Genomic DNA, 17,806 nt, shown 5'->3' on the forward strand with positions numbered 1-17,806 from the left:
CTGCAAAAAATGGCGCCGCTGGAACCACGCGTCGGCGGGATGGTTTCAGGTAAGAAGATCGCATCGGGAACCGGGCGGCCGTCGGCGGCTGAAGTTCCTATCGTCAATTCACACAGAACGAGGTTCCTCATGGCTTCCAACACATCCCCGAACGAAAGCCCCGCTGTTGGCCAGACGGCCGGCGCCAATGCCGCCAAGGGTGGCAATCCCGACCTGGAGGCGCAGGTCGCCAAGTTGCGCGAGGACGTCGCGGGCGTGGCGGACGCGTTGAAATCGCTGGCCACGGACCGGGCGGACGATGCGAAACGACAGGCTTATGCCCTGCGAGACGACGTGCGCGAACGCGGCGAGCAGTATTTGCGGCAGGCCCAGGATGCTGCGTCAGAGCTCGAAGAGCAACTCAGCGAGAAGGTTCGGGCCGAGCCGATCAAGAGTGTGCTGATCGCCGCGGCCGCCGGCTACCTCTACGCCCGTATCTTCCGCCGCTGACAATGGTCCTGCAACTCGTCACCAAGTTGATCACGGGCGAAGCCGGTACTTATCTGGCGCGGCTGAAGCGGTTGGCCGGGCTCTATGTCGTCATGGCGCTCCTTGCGGTGGCGATGCTGGCTTCGCTGCTCAGCGCTTTGTCGATTTTCCTGGCCGACCGCTTTGGAGCCCTGGAGACGGCGCTGGGTTTCGCGCTCGTATCGCTCCTGCTGCTTCTGGCCACATGGGTCGCCGTGGTAATCGTGCGCAGGCCGCCACGCAAACGCGCGGACGACCGACTGCAACGCGATATTGCGGCGATCGCGGGCGTGGCCGCGCTGTCGAACGCGCCCTTGCTGCTGAGTACGGTGAAGAAGCGGAAGTCGCTGCTGCTCGTCCCGGTCTTGGCAGCAGGTGGATGGGGCATCTGGCGGGCGATCAACACCTACCGGAGTCGCGGAGACCGCTGGTACTGACGGCCTGACTGCGGACAGTCTTGCGGCAACAGCAGAGACCCGTAGTTTCCAAGGAGTTTTCAATGACGACGACCCCACAGATCGACTACAAGACCTGGATTCTCGTGGCCGACGGCGAGAAGGCCCTATTTCTGGAAAACATCGGGGACAACGAGTTGCCGAACTTCCAGGTGCGGCGCGTCGAGGAACAGGAAAACCCGCCAAGTCGCGAGCAAGGCGCCAATCGCCCCGGGCGGGTGTTCGATTCGTCGACGGCTCGACGTTCGGCGGTTTCGGACACGGATTGGCATCAGATTGCAAAAGATCGCTTCGCCAAGGAGTTGAGCGCAATCCTTTATGCGATGGCGCACCGCGATCGTTTCAAGAAAATCGCGATCATCGCCCCTCCGAAAATCCTCGGAGACCTGCGCGGCGAGCTGCACAAAGAAGTCGCGGACCGGGTTGTCGGTGAGATCGCCAAGACGCTGACGAACCACCCGATCGACCGTATCGAGGATTTGCTCGCCGCCTGAAGGCGGCGATATGCAGAATCGATCCTCGCATGTCGCCAGTCAACAAAGGGATTCCTTCATGTCCAATCTCGAACCCGAACAAGTACGGCAAGGCAAGAAGGGCACTCCGGTCCTCCTTATTCTCATTGCCGGGCTCGTTCTCGCCCTTATCGCCTTCCTGGCGGTCGGCGCCTACGGCTGGTTCCTGCCGGATTCCGACCTTTCCACCGACCGTCCCGCCATCGAGGCACCGGCCGTCGGCTCCGAACCGACGGGGACAGTCGTCGCGCCTGAAAATTCAGGCTAGTATCGTCTCCGCGAACCAGTCGCGCGCTCCGCGCCGAGGCTTCGCGGCTGCCAGAACGAGATTCAGGGAGATTACGGATGTCCGATCCTCATACCCACACTGAGACCGACATCATCGCCGTGGACGAAGAAATTGGCGGCGACGGCGACCAGCCCGGTATCAGCCAGCCGATCACGCAGGCCGAGATTGAGGACATTCTCAACAGTCCCGGGATGACGATCGAAGAGCGGCAACAACGCCTGGAGCAACTGGCTCATCAGGTCGGAACGCGGGAAGTCATCGATCAGGGCGGCGAATTCGACCCGTTGCAGCAACAGATCAGCGAAGCGCTGAACATGCTGGCCCAGGGCGGCCACACCTACGGCACGCTCGAGGCCGCGGGCCTCGATCCCGAAGCACGCTCCGATGCGCGGTCGCCGGATGGCGTACCCGAAGAGAGCGAAGAGACCGAACCGCGGTAGCGCGGCGAGGAGCCCAAGGATGGCCAGATCGAATAAAAACCAGGATGATCCTCGGCTGAAGGATCCTGACCTCTACGAGACACTGAGAGATAAGGGCAATTCAAAGGAGAAGGCGGCGCGGATCTCCAATGCCCAAGCGAACCAAGGGATGCATCCCTCCAAGAAGGGAGGTTCGCAGGCGGCCTATGAGGACTGGTCGAAGAAAGAGTTGTACGGACGCGCCCGGGAAATCGGCATAGACGGACGTTCCAAGATGACCAAGGCCGAGTTGATCGACGCTCTGCGTCACCACTGAGCGGTCGGGCGCGCCCCGGACTATCCAAACCGGAGGAGCCAGCCGGGAAGCCGCCGACGGTTCAGAAATACCGGGAAGCCGCCGGCGCCTCAAAGATAGGTGGCATCCGCCGGTACAAGAACCTTGAGGGCGCGCGGATGGATATCCACGGTGGTTTCCGCGTCCAGCGTGCGGAGTTCACCGTCCAGAACGGCCCGCTTCTCGCGATTCCTGCCTCGATAGTGGATACGTACCCGCTGCGCCGTCTGGACCTGGAGGTTAGGATTCTGCCGCCAGGCGCCGGTCAGGATATCTAGCGTCAGCTTGGTCACCGGGCCCACCTTGCGTTCCGTGCAGATATAGACGCCCAACTCGCCGCCTCTCGGCTCATCGGCATAAGGGATATGCCCTTCCCCATAGAGATTGTTCGACACCGCGACGGCGGGCGACTTGATCAGCTGGGGCACACCATCGATTTCGAGTTCAAGCTCGATCGCCGGCAACCGTCGCAGCGCCAGAAAGACCGCGCGTGTCGTCGCGACGATCTTGCCGAGGCGGGAGCCATACTGGATCTTGGCGCGCATGCGGACCATCCGCGCATGCAACCCGACAGCAAACTGATGCACGAAGATCTGCCCATTGACGCTGGCGATGTCGACATCCGTCACCACCCCCGCCGCCAGCGTGGCCACAGCCGTGGGCAGATCGAGGGGAATCTGCAGCGTGCGGGCCAAGAGGTTCATCGTGCCAGCCGGCAGAATGCCGAGCGCGATGTCACCGTGGGCCAGCGCGGCGGCCGCGGCCGATACCGTTCCGTCGCCGCCGCCCACCAGGAGCACGTCGAGATCGTCACGGCGAGCGGCGGCCTTTATCGCGGCGACAATCCCGTTGCCGGCGCAACTCTCGATGGCCAATTCATGCCCGTGGATCGAAAATTCATCACGCATGAGGGCCTGGAGTTCGTCGTGGTCCGTCGTTTTCAGCGTTCCGCCGTCTCGGTTGAGGAGGGCGAGCATCTTCATCAGGTGGTTTCCGGCGTTTGAGGTCATCAGTCGGGGTTGCCGCCCCCTGCACTACTTAGGCGGCGAGTTCACAAGCAAATGGGATCGAAAGAAGAATTGTCCCAAGCCCACGCCAGATAGGCGGAAAAAACGGTTTTCGCATGTGAACGATGCGAAAAACAGTTGCTGTCCGGAACCAGTGCGTGGATGGCCCGTTTCCCCGCCATAGTGGAACCCGGCCGCTGTTAGCGTGCCCAGATGTGGGAGCATCTCATGATCGAATGGATCGTCATATTGCTGATCGTCGCGGCGGTCGCCAGCCTATTGGGGTTTCGTGGCGTCGCCGGAGCATCGGCCGGAATCGCCAAGATCCTCATCTTCATCGTCCTCATCGGCCTCCTGCTGATGCTGCTTTTCGGAGTGCTGGTCTTTGCATGACCGAAGCCGCCAACGGACGCACGGTTTGGCGGCCGCCTCATCACGGAACATGTGAATAAAAGGTGACTGTATGGGAACCGATCGGTTCCCCGCCAATTATCCCACTGGACGCCACGCGGCACCTGCTTTCCACAACATCTACCGCGTGGCGAAGTCTATCGGAAACATAGACCAAGGAGGTCTTACCATGATCCGCAAACTTCTCGCTACCACCGCGCTCGCCACCGTCATCGCGACGGGGGCCTACGCGCAGGACGCCGCCAAGCCGGACCAGGCAAAGGTCCCGGAGGCCTCTGCGACCACCGACACGTCCGCGACGACGGCAACGCCTGCCGCCGACGCTAGCACCCAGACTCAGCAGACGGCCGAGGCTGGCAGTTACCTGCAGAATCTTTCCGCTGATCAATACCTGGCCTCCTCGCTCAGCGGCGCCTCGATCTACGCCAGTGAAGCGCAAGATGCCCAGACTGTTGGCGAAATTCAGAACTTCCTCGTCGGCAATGACGGGAGCGTCGTGGCAGCCATCGTCGATGCGACGGTCGGCGACCAGTCGAAGACAGTCGCTGTTCCGTTCGACCAGATCACCTGGACGAATGACCAGAACAATGAACCGCGCGCCGTTCTCAACCTGAGCGCCGATCAGCTGGCGCAGGCGCCGGCGTTCACCAAGCCGGAAGAGCAGCAGGCTGCCGCTTCGACGCAGGCTGAAGGCAATGTCGCCACGCCCGCCGCGGACATGAGCGCCGACACCGCTGCGAATACCGGTGAAGCCACGCCGGCACCCGACGCTTCGACGCAGACCGCCGCCGCAACCGACGTGGCCCCGACGGCTGAAACCCAGACCGAGGCGAAGATCGCCGCGGAAACCGCTCAGCCCGATGCGAATGCCGCGGCTACCCAGACAGCCGCGTCCTCGACGGGCGGTGGTGAGTTCCTGGCGAGCGTGGGCGCGGACCAGTATCTGTCGGAGAACATCATCGGCGCCGAGGTCTATTCCGGTCCTGGCGAGGACGCGGATGAGGTCGGTGAGATCAATGATCTGGTTCTCGCCTCCTCCGGCAAGATCGATGCCGGCGTGATCGGCGTCGGCGGGTTCCTCGGGATTGGCGAGAAGGACGTCGCTGTTCCCTTCGACCAGCTCCAGATGAGCCGCGAAGCCGACGACAAGGACGACGTCCGCGTGACGCTCGCCGCGTCGAAGGAGCAGTTGGAGAAGGCCCCGTCCTTCGAAGACGAGCGTCCCGAGCAGATGGCCGCCACGCAAACCGGCGCGGCTGATGCGACGGCGGAAACCGAGCAGGCGGCAAATGTCGAGGCTTCCACCGAGAAGTCGGCTGAGTACACCGAAAAGCTCGCCGCCGATGCCAAGGCGGAGTCCACCGAGGCTGCGGACAAGGCCGCTATGGAGACCAAGCAGGCCGCGGCAGACGTCTCGTCCAGCGCGGAAAACGTGGCCCAGAACACGGAGCAGGCTGCTGACGCAGCAGCCGGAGCGGCAGCGAGCGGAGTGGCCGGTGTTGCCGCTGCCGGAAACGCTGACACGACCACGACGGCTTCGACCGGCGGCGCAAACCAGCAGCCGCAGATGACGCCGGTCACGGACCAGTCGCAGCTGACCGCCGACAACTTGATGGGCACGACGGTCTACGGGCCGAACGACCAGACGGTCGGCGAGATCGGCGACATCGCGCTCAGCGAGGACGGCAAGGTCGATGCGATCATCGTCGACGTTGGCGGCTTCCTCGGGATCGGCGAGAAGGAAGTGGCGGTTGCCATGGACAATCTGCAGTTCATGCAGGATGCCAATGGCTCGCTCTACCTCTACACGCAAGTCACCGAGGACCAGCTGAAGAGCCAACCGGAGTACAACGCGGACACCTATGCCGAAAGCCGCGACACCATGCGTCTGCAGAGCGGCGCGATGCCCGCGCAGTCGAGCAACACCGCTCCGGTGCCGGCCGCGGAGCAGCCTGTGATCAAGGCCAACTGATCGTCATCCGATCAGGACAGCAGCCGAAGGGGCCCGCCGAAAGGCGGGCCCCTTTTTCGTGTTCGGCCCGCCGGCGCTCGCCTGATGCCGCCTTTGTGAAGCAAGAAATGGCTCGAATAACACTTCGTAACCCATCCTTGCGGGTGTCCTCGTCCAAACTCGGCTATTATCGTTGCCGTCGCCCGACGATCGGGTCGCCATGTGTGAACTGACACGGTAGCCAATGGCTTTTCTGAAACAGCTGTTCGTAACGCTCCTGGTGCTGTTGGGGGCGAGTGTGGCCTATCTGACCTTCGATCCGTCCGCAGCTCGATGGATCCTGGAATCCGATATTCCCCTCACTCCCGCGGTTCGATCCGCGGTCGTCTGGCTCGCGCCCGAGGCGGCGAGTCCCGAAACGAAAAAAGTGGCAGAGCGCCCAGGCCGGGAGCGCGCGGGCGCCGGCCGGGGCAGTAACGCAACTCCCGTGGTCGCCGGTGAGGTGACGACAGGCTCGACCCGCACGCGGATGCGGGCGATCGGCACGGGCGATGCCGCGCGCTCCATCGTCGTCTATCCCGACAACACCACCGGGATCGTGGCGGAGATCGGCGTTGGCTCGGGCGAGAAGGTCGAGGAAGACGACGTTCTCGTAAGGCTCGAGAGGGCGAGCGAGGAAATCGCGGTGGAGCGTGCCCGGATCGCCCTCGATGCCGCCGAAGACAAGGTCACCCGCTTCGAACGGCTGCGGAAGTCGAACACGCTGAGCGCCGTCGAGGTCGATACCATCATCCGCGAGCGCGATAATGCGAGGCTGGATCTGCGAACCGCCGAAATCGCGCTGGGCAAACGCGACATTCGCGCGCCGATCGCGGGCCGCGTCGGTATCGTCTCCGTCGACAAGGGAGATCTCGTTGGCAGCCAGACGGTTATTGCCACCGTCGATGAGCGAGAGCGATTGAAGGTCATCTTCTACACGCCGGAAAGCTTCGTGCAGGAACTGACAATCGGCACCCCGGTCCAGGCGGTTTCGACCGCTCGGCCGGGCAAGACCTATGAGGGCCACATAAGCGCAATCGACAGCCGTCTGGACGAGACCAGCCGCACCTTGCGGACCGAAGCGACGATCGACAATTCCGACGACGCGCTGCGTCCAGGCATGTCGTTTACCGTGACGCTGTCGCTGGAGGGCGAAAAGTACCTCTCCCTCGATCCGATCGCGGTCGTTTGGGAACGCACCGGACCGATCGTCTGGAAAATCATCGATGGCAAGGCTCAGAAAGCCCCGATCCGGATCGTCGAGCGCAACGTTGACAGGGTACTCGTCATATCCGACGCCATCGAGGCGGGCGACCTCGTCGTGGTCGAAGGGCTGCAATCCGTCCGCGCGGGCGGCGCCGTGGAGATCCAGGGGAGCGACGGGCCGGAGCTAAGCGGCGCGCCGACGTTGCCCGGGTCAGCCGTCCCGACCCCGTCGGCCGAGAATGCGCCGCGGGCGCGCGGACGCCGAAGTTTCCTCGCATCCGAGGCTGTCCGAAGCGCCGCGGCGGCCGCGTTGCCGACCGGGACCCCTCCCCCAGCGAGCAAAGCCGAGAGCTCGGCCCGATGAGCCTGCCGTCCAAGCCAGACGGGCTGACCGCACTCGCGGGTCTTTTCGTTCGCCGGCCGGTTCTGACGATCGTGCTCAATCTTTTGATCGTCGTCGCCGGGCTCGCGGCCTTCAACGCGGTCGAAGTGCGCGAACTGCCCAATGTCGACCGCCCGGTCATCAGCGTCAGCATCGACTTCGACGGCGCCTCACCGGAAACAGTCGACCGGCAGATCACCAGCGAAATCGAGAGCGCCGTTGCGCGCGTTTCGGGTATAGCCTCGATCTCCTCGCGCTCGCGCTTCGGCGACAGCCGGGTGACCATCGAATTTACCGACTCCACCGATCTCAACGTCGCGGCCAGTGACGTGCGCGACGCCGTCAGCCGTGTCGCGAATGCCCTGCCGGATGGAGCCGACGAACCGCGGATCGTCAAGGCCGACGCCGATGCCGACGCCATCATGCGGCTTGCGGTCACGGCGCCCGCCATGGCGATCGAGGATCTGTCGACACTGGTCGAAGATCGCATCGCCGATCAACTAGCGGCCGTCGAGGGCGTTGCCGATCTGCAGATCTACGGTGAGCGCGAGAAGCTGATCTATGTCGACATCGATCCCGACAAGCTGGCGACGAGGGGGCTGACGCTCGGCGACGTCGCCGACGCGCTGCGAAACGCCGCGCTTGACGTCCCGGCCGGATCGCTGGCGTCGCCGACCCAGAATCTCATCGTGCGCGCCGACGCGAACGTAACCTCGCCGGAAGCGTTCGAGGCCATCTTCCTTGATGCCCGAACGCGCCTGGCCGAAGTCGCCAGCGTGCGTTTCGGGCCGGACGAAGCGGCCTCCCAGCTACGGGTGAGCGGCCAGGCCGGCGTCGGCCTCGGTGTCGTGCGTCAGGCCGGATCGAGCACGCTCGACATCTCGTCCGGAATCCGTGCCGAAGTCACCAATCTGAATCGGACGCTTCCCGATGGCGTCACGGTTAGCGTAACCAGCGACGACGCGACCTTCATCAACGGAGCGATCCACGAAGTGGCGGTCGCGCTGGGCTTGGCCGTCGCCATCGTCGTCCTCGTGATTTTCCTGTTCCTCCTGAATGTCCGCGCGACCATCATTCCGGCAGTGACGATCCCGATCGCGCTGATCGGCGTGATCGCCTTCATCCATCTCGTCGGCTTCTCGATCAACATCCTCACACTCCTGGCGCTGGTGCTGGCGACCGGCATGGTCGTCGACGACGCGATTATCGTCCTTGAGAACATCGTGCGGCGACGCGACATGGGAGCCCGGCCGCGCGCCGCGGCGGTGATCGGCGCACGCGCGGTGTTCTTTGCCGTCATCTCAACCACAGCGACGCTGGCCGCTGTGTTCGTGCCGATCTCGTTTCTGCCGGGAACGGCCGGCGGCTTGTTTCGCGAGTTCGGCTTCGTGCTCGCCATCGCCGTGGTCATCTCCTCCTTCATCGCCCTGACGCTCTGCCCAATGCTCGCGGCGCATTTCCTCAAGGCGCGCGAGGACGAGCGAAAGCCGGGCTGGTTTCAGCGGACGACGCGGTGGCTCGGGGCACGTCTCGCCGGGCTTTACGCCATCACCCTGCGCGCCTGCCTCGCGCTTCCGCTACTCGTCGTCGTCGTCGCCGGCCTGTTTTCCTTCGCGGCCTATCTCACCTTTCTCCAGATGCCCCGGGAACTGACGCCGAGCGAGGATCGCGCCCTTGTCCTGATGAGCGTCAGCGCGCCGCAAGGCGCCAGCCTCGACTACACCAACTCCCAGCTGCGCCGGATCGAGGACATCGTTCTTCCCTACGTGGAGAGCGGCGAGGCCGAGAACGTCTTCGCCATTTCGGGACGCGGCTCGGCAAACTCGGCGTTTCTGGTGGTCAGGCTGACGGACTGGGCGGAACGTCAGCGCTCACAGCAGGCAATCGTCGCCGAGATCAATGGCAAGCTGCGCCAGGTCGCGGGCGTGCGCGCGTTTGCCATACAGCCGAATTCGCTCGGCATCCGCGGCGGCGGCCGGGGCCTGCAATTCGCCATCGCCGGCCAGAATTACGGGGAGTTGGCGGCAAGCGCCGACAGCCTGAGGGACGCGATGCAGGCGGATGGGCGCTGGGGCAATGTCGGACTCTCCGAAGACGCCACCCAGCCGCAGCTCTCGGTGCTGATCGACCGCGCCCGCGCCTCTGATCTCGGCATCGACATTGATGGCCTCGCCACGGCGATGCAGGCGCTCCTCGACGGCCGCGAAATCGGCCGGACCTACATCGAGGACAAACAGGTATCGATCAAGCTGATTTCGACCAGCCAACCGGTCAACGATCCGGGCGATCTCGCCAACATCTTCCTGAAGGCCCAGGACGGCCGCATCGTGCCGATGTCGACGGTGGCCAGCGTCGAGGAAAAGCCGATCGCGCCCGCGCTTACCCGCGAGGCTCGCTCACGCGCCGTCTCGCTCGCAGCGCAATTGCCGGACGGCATGGCGATCCAGGAGGGCTGGGTTTCGCTGCAGGCCTTCGCCGCCGACATCCTGCCAGCCGACCAGCGGCTGATCCCGCTGGCCGAAGCGGCCGCGCTCGGAGAGGCCAACAGCGGACTCGCGATGGTGTTCGGCTTCGCCATCGTCATCATCCTTCTGGTCCTCGCCGCCCAGTTCGAGAGCTTCGTCTCCGCTTTCATCATCATCGCGACCGTGCCGCTCGGCATCGCCTGCGCGATCTTCGCGCTCGACTTCTTCGGGACCAGCCTCAATCTCTACAGCCAGATCGGCCTTGTCCTGCTGGTCGGCATCATGGCCAAGAACGGCATCCTCATCGTCGAATTCGCCAATCAGTTGCGCGAGGAAGGGATGGGGCTGCGCGAGGCCGCCGAGCAGGCCGCGCTGATCCGGCTGCGTCCGGTCATCATGACCATGATCGCCACCGTCGTCGGCGGCGTGCCGCTGCTGCTCGCCTCCGGCGCCGGCGCCGAGGCGCGCGCGGCGCTCGGCACGGTGATCGTCGGCGGACTTGGCCTGGCCACCTTCTCGACGCTCTACGTCACGCCGGTCGCCTATCTGATCCTCGGCCGCTTCTCGACGCCGAACGCCGAGAAGGCGGCGCGGCTAAAACGCGACATCGCCGCAGCCGAGGCTCGGGCAGCACCAGCGGAATGATCCGTTGGACTGACCTGCGGCAGAAAGCTCACCCGGAGCATTGATCCTGATGCCACGAGGTCAGATCACCGGGCGGCTTTGGCAGCGAAGGCTCCGTCAGCCGAAAGGTCGGACGAGGCGGGTTCAACAGCCCCCGGTTTACCGATCAGATAGCCTTGGGCGGCGTCGCAACCCAGGGATTTCAGCAAACGCATCTGCTCGACCGTTTCAACGCCCTCCCCCAATGTCGCGATCCCGATATCCCGGCCGAGCTGCGTCACCGCCCGAAGGACCGCCATGGAGCTATTGTCCGTCGCCGCGGTCGCCACGAAACTTCTGTCGATCTTGATCCGGTCGAGCGGCAGGTCACGCAGATGGGCGAGCGAGGAATAGCCGGTTCCGAAGTCGTCCATCGCGACCTTGATCCCCAATGCCCGAAGCGCCTCCAACGTTTGCGCGACATGCGTGCCGTGGGAGACGATCGCCGTTTCCGTCAATTCGACCTCAAGACGATGCGCCGGCAGTCCACTTTCGGCCAAAGCCTGGGTGACGTGCGCAAACAGCAGCGGCGTTCGAAACTGCACCGCGGAGACATTGACCGCAACGTACATGCCGTCTTGCCATGTCGCGGCCTCTCGGCAGGCTTCCGCCAGCACCCAACCGCCGATCGCCACGATGCATCCGAGTTCCTCCGCCAGCGGGATAAAGTCGGCGGGCGATACCAAACCGCGGGTGGGATGGTGCCATCGGATCAGCGCCTCGAAACCGACGGTCCGCTCGCTCCTCAGATCGCGGATCGGTTGATAGACCAGACGGAACTCGTGGTTTTCCAGGGCCGTCTTCAGGTCGGTTTCAAGTTGATGGCGGGCCGCGACTTTCTCGAGCATGCCCTCCTCGTAGGAAAACACGCGGTTGCGACCGGTCCGCTTTGCCTCGTTGAGCGCAATGTCGGCCCGCTGCATCAGACCCTCGGCAGTCTCGGCCCGCTCGGTCCGGCAAATGCCGATACTGCACCCCGTGAAGACGATATCTCCCAAAATCTCGAAAGGGTCGGCGAGCGCAAGGATGATTTCGTAGGCGATGCCGACGGCGTCTTCATCGGTTCCGGAGAGGAGGATGGCCAATTCGTCGGCCCCTATGCGCGCGACGAATCCGTTGGGGCCGACGACCCGCCTGATGCGATCGGCGACGTCGACCAGAAGAACATCGCCGACGGCATGGCCATAGGTGTCGTTCACGACCTTGAACTGATCGAGATCGACGAGCAGATATCCGAAATGGTCGCCTGACAGGAAGCCGGCATCGATCCGCTCCAGCAGTGCTCGACGATTGGCCAGTCCCGTCAGCGGATCGTGCGACGCCATCCTTTGCAACTGCTCGTTCGACGCCGCGCGTGTACGATCGTCTATGAGATAGCTGGATATGCCGGTTCCGAGAATGATCATCGCGCCGATCAGGATAGACAACGCCATGGCGGAGAACGCCGCGCTGTCGACCCCGGCTCCCGCTCCGGCCACCGGCGACACCTCGAAGGCCGCCATGCCGACAAAATGGAGAACAACGATCGAGAACCCCAGCAATACCGTCGTGACGTGCCGCTTCGCGCCATGCGCCCAGCGATAGGCGGCCGCCATCGACGCGACGGACAAGCCGACCGCCAGCGCGATCGAACTCATGACATAGGCCTGATTCCATGACACGATACCTTCGACGCGGTAAGCGAACATCCCGACATAGTGCATCGCGGCAATGGCCAGGCCGAGGGCGCCACCACCGATAATCGTTCCAGACCGATCCTGCCATTTCGCGCAGATCGAGAAGCCGATTCCCGAACCGGTGATAGCGATCAGGATCGACACGAGCGTGAGCACCGGATCGAAGGTCACCGGCGCGGAGGGCCGATAACCGAGCATCGCGATGAAATGGGTCGCCCAGATCGCGGAACCGGCACTGACGGCCGTCAGAAAGTTCCAGCCATGGCGCCGCAGACCTTCGTTCTGCAGCGCGCGCCGAAACAGGCCGATCGTCACGGTAGCACCGACAACGCACATCAACGCCGCCAGCACCACGAACGAAAGATTGTGGTCGACGCTCAGGCAGGTAATGACACGCATCATGGTCCCAATCTCGTTGAGCCTTTCGGCATAACCTCCTAAAATTAAAGAATTGACTGATTACTCGATGTAATTTTTCCCGGTGCGAGTGGCGATGGATGCCGCATCCGCGGCGGCCTCCGGTGCGGCTATTCCGCGGACGCCCATGCCCAAGACGGCGTGACATGAGATAAGCGCGTCCGTGTTGGGAGCCCGGTAGTTCAGATCACGCCTGGCAGCTTAGCCACACCATCGATTGCCGCTGTTCGGCCATCGCTGCGCCAGACCTTCGGCCATCAAAACCTCGCCCGCATCGCGGCCGTTGGCGAGGGTCACCGACACCAGCCGCCGGCCGTAACGATCCAGTCCGCCGCCATGCAGGGAATATCCGCCGGACATCAGTGATTGAAGCCTGCGCGTCGCCCGATTGCCCATGCTTTTCTCGGCCGCGCAGCCGGGCTTGGAGACCTCGGGCGCGTCGATGCCCGTCATCCGCCATTTCGTGCCAGCCTCCCATCCCGTGTCGCCATCGACGACGCAGGTTACGCGAACCGAACCGGAGCAAAGCGGAATGGGGCGTGCGACCGAGCGAGGCCCGGTCGATTGGGATTGTGTGGGAAGCAATCGGTCGATCCGGTCGAACCATCCCTGCTCCCTGGCAAAGCCGACACCCACCATGACAGCGAAAACTGTCGTAACAGACACGGCATCCCGGATCATGCGATACGGCAACCACGAACGCCGTTTCCGTCGCAAGTGGATGGGCCGGCGGGCATAACGTTTGCGCGGCGATGACGTGGTCCAGGGGCTCATCCGTTGAGACTAGCGGTCGTCCGTAAACGGAAATTTACCTGGATCGCGAATCTTTCAAACAACTTATCCGCAGGTGTTGCACCCATCTTGGAACGACGCCCCAAGGGCTTACGCTGAACTTCGGCACCGCCGCCCTTCCCCCTTCTCCCCATCCCGGCTAGAACGCCGGAATGGCACCCCCTCCGCTTTTGCGCCTCGACGGCGTTCGCCTCACCTTCGGCGGCACGCCGCTTCTGACCGGCGTCGAACTGAACGTTCTTCCCGGCGAGCGCATCGCGCTGGTCGGACGCAACGGCTCCGGCAAATCGACGCTGTTGAAGATCGCCGCCGGGCAGGTCGAGCCGGATTCCGGCGAGGTCTTCCTGAAACCCGGCACGACCTTGCGTTACCTGCCGCAGGAGCCGGACTTCGGCAGCTTTACGACCGTCGGCGCCTATGTCGCGTCGGGCCTTGGCCCGGCCGACGATCCGCACCGGGTGACACGGTGCCTTGACGCGCTGGGGCTGACCGAGGAGATGAAGCCGGAGAACCTGTCGGGCGGCGAGGCCCGCCGCGCGGCGCTCGCCCGAACCCTGGCGCCCGAACCGGACATCGTCCTCCTCGACGAGCCGACCAACCATCTCGACCTGCCGACCATCGAATGGCTGGAAGACGAGGTGCGCCAGATGAAGAGCGCCGTCGTCGTGATCAGCCATGACAGGCGGTTCCTCGAACGGGTCACGCGCGCCACCGTCTGGATCGACCGCGGCGCGGCCAGGCGCCTCGATGAAGGCTTTTCCGGCTTCGAGGCCTGGCGCGACAAGGTGCTGGAAGAAGAAGAGCGCGACCTGCAGAAGCTCGACCGCAAGATCGTGCGCGAGGAGCACTGGCTGCGCTACGGCGTTACCGCGCGGCGCACCCGCAACATGCGCCGGCTCGGCGCCCTTCACGATCTGCGCCAGCAGCGCCGCGACACGCGCCGCGCCGTCGGTCAGGTGTCGATGGAGGCCAGCGCGACCCGCGAGAGCGGCAAACTCGTCATCGAGGCCGTCGGAATCTCGAAGGCTTACAACGGACGCACTCTGGTCGACGCTTTCTCCACCCGGATCGCCAGGGGCGACCGGGTCGGTTTCGTCGGCCCGAACGGCATCGGCAAGACCACCTTGTTAAAGATGCTGATCGGCGAGCTCATGCCCGATTCCGGCAAGGTCAAGCTTGGCACCAATCTCGATCTCGCCTTCCTCGACCAGAAGCGCGCGGCGCTGCGCGACGATCTTTCGGTCCAGGACGCGATCACCGACGGGCGCGGCGACCAGGTGATGGTCAATGGTGAAGCCCGCCACGTCGTCGGTTATCTCAAGGACTTCCTGTTTACCCCCGAGCAGATTCGCACCCCCACAGGCAAGCTCTCCGGGGGCGAGCGGGCTCGCCTACTGTTGGCCAAGACACTGGCGACGCCGGCCAACCTTTTGGTTCTCGACGAGCCGACCAACGATCTCGACATGGAGACGCTGGACCTCCTGGAGGAATTGATCGCCAACTATCCCGGCACCGTCCTTCTCGTCTCCCACGACCGCGATTTTCTCGATCGCACGGTGACCAGCGTGATTTCGCCGGACGGCAATGGCCGTTGGCTGGAATATGCCGGTGGCTATACGGACATGCTCACCCAGAAACGCGAGGCCGAGAAAGCCAGGCGGGGGCCGAGCGGTGCCGGCGACAGGGCAGACGGGCGTCGAAGCGGAAGTGCCGGCGGCGCCCCGTCGTCAGGTCCGGCGGGGTCAGCCGAGCGCAAGTCGGGAAGCGCTCCCAAGCTCTCCTTCAAGCAGAAATTCGCGCTCGAGAACCTGCCGAACGAAATCGCCAGGCTGGAAGCGGCGATCGCCAAGGCGGAGACCGAGATGGCCGATCCGGCGCTCTTCGCCAAGAACGCCAAGGGCTTTGCCGAGCTCGCGAGCGCCGTCGACGCCGACCGCGCCGCGCTAGCGAAGGCCGAGGACGAATGGCTGGAGCTGGAAATGCGACGGGCCGAGGCGGAGGGGTGAAGATGTTGACAGATCCGCGCCTGGCGCCGACCGTCCCGCCAGAGGCCGGCCGCGATCGCGGCCGAACGAAGCTCTGGCCGACCGAGGGATCGCGTTCACCTCCTTATTAGGCGAACCCGCGTATGATCGGGTGCATCCTTCAGCTCGCGACGCCGGTAAACGGTCGCAGAGGAAGTAAGACGGAGAAGCCAATGATAGAAGTCGCGGAGAGACCGGTATCGAAGCCTAGTGCCCTCGCAATCGCGACCGGTCGGACGAGGTCGGAGCAGATCGCCTCTTGCGCCAGGTTTCTACCCACTCTGGTCGCTCTTTTTACCTTTGCCTTCGTCCTCGTGCCGCCGCTTCCCGCATCGGCCTTTGAAACCACCGCGCCGACGGCCCTCCTGGTCGATTTTTCGACCGACCGGGTGCTCTACGAGAAGAACGCCGACGAGAAGATCGCGCCGGCGAGCCTCGCCAAGCTGATGACGCTGGCCGTCATCTTCGATGCCTTGCGCGAGGGCACCGTTCAGCGCGACGACCGCTTCACCGTCTCGGAAAAGGCCTGGCGGGAGGGCGGCGCGGAATCCGGCGGCTCCACCATGTTCCTGCCGCTCAACTCCGAGGTCAGCGTCGACGACCTCATCAGGGGGATCATCATCCAGTCCGGCAACGACGCCACCATCGTCGCGGCAGAAGGACTGGCCGGCTCGGTCGCCGCCTTTGCCGAATGGATGAACGCCAAGGCCAAGGAGATCGGCCTGACGAATTCCCATTTCACGAACCCGCATGGCCTGCCCGATCCAGAGCAATATGTAACGGCGCGCGATCTCGTGCGCCTCGCCGACTACCTGATCCGCGAATTTCCCGACGAGTATCCGATTTTCGCCGAGGAAAGCTTTACCTTCAACGGCATCAAGCAGCAGAACCGCAACCCATTGCTCGGCGTCGGTGCCGATGGGCTCAAGACAGGCCACACGACCGCGGCCGGCTTCGGGCTCGTCGCCTCCGCCGAACGCGATGGCCGGCGCGTCGTGCTGGCGATGAGCGGCATGCAGTCGGCCGACGAGCGGGCGCGCGAAACGCGGCGGCTCATGGAATACGGATTGCAGGATTTCGAGGAGGTGGTGCTGATCGAGGCGGGCGAGCGGGTCGGTGAAGTACCCGTCCGCGACGGCGACGCCGACACGGTGCCGCTCGCCGCCGATTCCGAGCTCCGTTTGCTGGTGCCGCGGGGCAGCCTCGCGGACGTGACGCGGACAATTCTCGACAACGGCCCAGTCGCGGCGCCGATCACCAAAGGCCAGCGTCTCGGCTGGATACGGTTCTCGCGCGGGGACGAAACCGTGCACGAGGTCCCCCTGCACGCCGCCGAGCCGGTGGGGCGGACGAGTTTCTTGCGTCGGATCGGCCAGACGATTGCGAACCACCTGACATGGCGCAGCGCGAAAGAGCCTTGACGCGCCGCGCTTTAAAGCCGATATGCGTCCTCATCACGCCGTGATCGCGCAGCGCCTGCTTCTTTCTCGACACCATCAGGGTTTCGGGATTTTCGCCAGCGCCAATCGAATCGGCCCGCGGCTTCGGTCGAGGGTTTCGCATTTCGACACGGCCCGCCGATCCGTCCGCATGCGCGAAGACGATCGGCTTCTTCGCGGACGCACCGTCCGCATCCCGTAAGGCATCCATTGACCCATACTGATTTCAAGGCGTTCGGCTTGGCCGACACGCTTCTCGACGCGCTTGCGCGTCTCGACATCACGCAACCCACACCGATCCAGTCACAGGCGATACCCGCCGTGATGCAGGGTCGCGACGTCCTCGGCGTCGCTCAGACCGGCACCGGCAAGACTGCGGCGTTTTCGCTGCCGGTCATCCATGCGCTTCTGGAAAAGGGCGGCCGCCCTGCTCCGAAGACGCCGAAGATGCTCATCCTGACGCCGACCCGTGAGCTTGCCTCGCAGATCGCCGGCAACGTCAAGGCCTACACCGCCGGCACGAAGCTGACCCATCATGTCATCTTCGGTGGCGTGTCTATCCGTCCGCAGATCGAGGCCATGCGCCGCGGCGTCGATGTCGTCATTGCGACGCCCGGCCGCTTGCTCGACCGCGTCAACCAGCGTGCCATCATCCTGGGCGAGGTCCGCCACGTCGTTCTCGACGAGGCCGACCGCATGCTCGACATGGGCTTCGTGCGCGACGTCATGAAGATCGTCGGGCAACTGCCAAAGGAGCGCCAGTCGCTGCTGTTTTCCGCGACCATGCCGCGCTCGATCGAGGACCTCGCGGCCAAGAT

Annotated in this window: 16 protein-coding genes; 13 read left to right on the forward strand and 3 right to left on the reverse strand. The window is 64.2% G+C overall.

All coding sequences use genetic code 11. The annotated features are described in order from the left end of the window. The first annotated feature begins 9 nt into the window (after positions 1-9). From MJ956_RS12260 to MJ956_RS12285, 6 genes are all read left to right on the forward strand, one after another. Positions 10-489 carry an ElaB/YgaM/YqjD family protein gene (locus tag MJ956_RS12260; RefSeq protein ID WP_253964738.1) on the forward strand — a complete coding sequence of 160 codons (480 nt, stop codon included), beginning with the start codon at positions 10-12 and terminating at the stop codon, positions 487-489. A 2-nt stretch (positions 490-491) separates the two neighbouring features. Then, a complete protein-coding gene (locus MJ956_RS12265) occupies positions 492-944 on the forward strand; it encodes a hypothetical protein (RefSeq protein WP_253964739.1) in 453 nt (150 codons plus the stop codon). A 62-nt stretch (positions 945-1,006) separates the two neighbouring features. Then, a complete protein-coding gene (locus MJ956_RS12270) occupies positions 1,007-1,456 on the forward strand; it encodes a host attachment family protein (protein WP_253964740.1) in 450 nt (149 codons plus the stop codon). Positions 1,457-1,514: 58 nt separating this feature from the next. Then, complete coding sequence (locus MJ956_RS12275) at positions 1,515-1,742, forward strand: flagellar basal body-associated FliL family protein (RefSeq protein ID WP_253964741.1); 228 nt, start codon at positions 1,515-1,517, stop codon at positions 1,740-1,742. Positions 1,743-1,819: 77 nt separating this feature from the next. Further along, on the forward strand, positions 1,820-2,203 hold the full coding sequence (locus tag MJ956_RS12280) for a hypothetical protein (RefSeq protein ID WP_253964742.1): 384 nt from the start codon (positions 1,820-1,822) through the stop codon (positions 2,201-2,203). A 19-nt stretch (positions 2,204-2,222) separates the two neighbouring features. Continuing rightward, positions 2,223-2,498 (forward strand): DUF7218 family protein, encoded by a 276-nt coding sequence (locus MJ956_RS12285; protein ID WP_253964743.1) that lies wholly within the window; start codon positions 2,223-2,225, stop codon positions 2,496-2,498. Between the two features lie 89 nt (positions 2,499-2,587). Here the strand turns inward: MJ956_RS12285 and MJ956_RS12290 are convergent, their stop codons facing one another. Continuing rightward, positions 2,588-3,499 carry a diacylglycerol/lipid kinase family protein gene (locus MJ956_RS12290; RefSeq protein WP_253964744.1) on the reverse strand — a complete coding sequence of 304 codons (912 nt, stop codon included), beginning with the start codon at positions 3,497-3,499 and terminating at the stop codon, positions 2,588-2,590. Between the two features lie 252 nt (positions 3,500-3,751). Between MJ956_RS12290 and MJ956_RS12295 the strand changes: the two genes are divergently transcribed. The 4 genes from MJ956_RS12295 (at position 3,752) to MJ956_RS12310 (ending at position 10,622) form a co-directional block, all read left to right on the forward strand. Then, on the forward strand, positions 3,752-3,916 hold the full coding sequence (locus tag MJ956_RS12295) for a DUF1328 domain-containing protein (RefSeq protein ID WP_253964745.1): 165 nt from the start codon (positions 3,752-3,754) through the stop codon (positions 3,914-3,916). A gap of 187 nt (positions 3,917-4,103) precedes the next feature. Further along, positions 4,104-5,906 carry a PRC-barrel domain-containing protein gene (locus tag MJ956_RS12300; RefSeq protein WP_253964746.1) on the forward strand — a complete coding sequence of 601 codons (1,803 nt, stop codon included), beginning with the start codon at positions 4,104-4,106 and terminating at the stop codon, positions 5,904-5,906. Between the two features lie 223 nt (positions 5,907-6,129). Beyond that, positions 6,130-7,494 (forward strand): efflux RND transporter periplasmic adaptor subunit, encoded by a 1,365-nt coding sequence (locus MJ956_RS12305; protein ID WP_253964747.1) that lies wholly within the window; start codon positions 6,130-6,132, stop codon positions 7,492-7,494. Next, a complete protein-coding gene (locus MJ956_RS12310) occupies positions 7,491-10,622 on the forward strand; it encodes an efflux RND transporter permease subunit (RefSeq protein ID WP_253964748.1) in 3,132 nt (1,043 codons plus the stop codon). Before MJ956_RS12305 ends, MJ956_RS12310 begins: the two co-directional genes overlap by 4 nt. 65 nt (positions 10,623-10,687) lie before the next feature. Here MJ956_RS12310 and MJ956_RS12315 read toward each other — a convergent pair whose 3' ends face one another. Next, on the reverse strand, positions 10,688-12,718 hold the full coding sequence (locus MJ956_RS12315; protein WP_253964749.1) for a putative bifunctional diguanylate cyclase/phosphodiesterase: 2,031 nt from the start codon (positions 12,716-12,718) through the stop codon (positions 10,688-10,690). A 216-nt stretch (positions 12,719-12,934) separates the two neighbouring features. Continuing rightward, a complete protein-coding gene (locus MJ956_RS12320; protein ID WP_253964750.1) occupies positions 12,935-13,186 on the reverse strand; it encodes a thermonuclease family protein in 252 nt (83 codons plus the stop codon). A gap of 491 nt (positions 13,187-13,677) precedes the next feature. On the opposite strand from MJ956_RS12320, the gene MJ956_RS12325 reads away from it, so the two are divergent. The 3 genes from MJ956_RS12325 to MJ956_RS12335 all read left to right on the forward strand — a co-directional run. Beyond that, positions 13,678-15,531 carry an ABC-F family ATP-binding cassette domain-containing protein gene (locus tag MJ956_RS12325; protein WP_253964751.1) on the forward strand — a complete coding sequence of 618 codons (1,854 nt, stop codon included), beginning with the start codon at positions 13,678-13,680 and terminating at the stop codon, positions 15,529-15,531. A gap of 191 nt (positions 15,532-15,722) precedes the next feature. Continuing rightward, a complete protein-coding gene (locus MJ956_RS12330; protein ID WP_253964752.1) occupies positions 15,723-16,970 on the forward strand; it encodes a D-alanyl-D-alanine carboxypeptidase family protein in 1,248 nt (415 codons plus the stop codon). Between the two features lie 228 nt (positions 16,971-17,198). Next, the coding region (locus MJ956_RS12335; RefSeq protein WP_253964753.1) for a DEAD/DEAH box helicase at positions 17,199-17,806 on the forward strand (608 nt) is incomplete at its 3' end.

Source organism: Aurantimonas marianensis (assembly GCF_024195285.1).
GTDB classification, from domain to species: domain Bacteria; phylum Pseudomonadota; class Alphaproteobacteria; order Rhizobiales; family Rhizobiaceae; genus Aurantimonas; species Aurantimonas marianensis.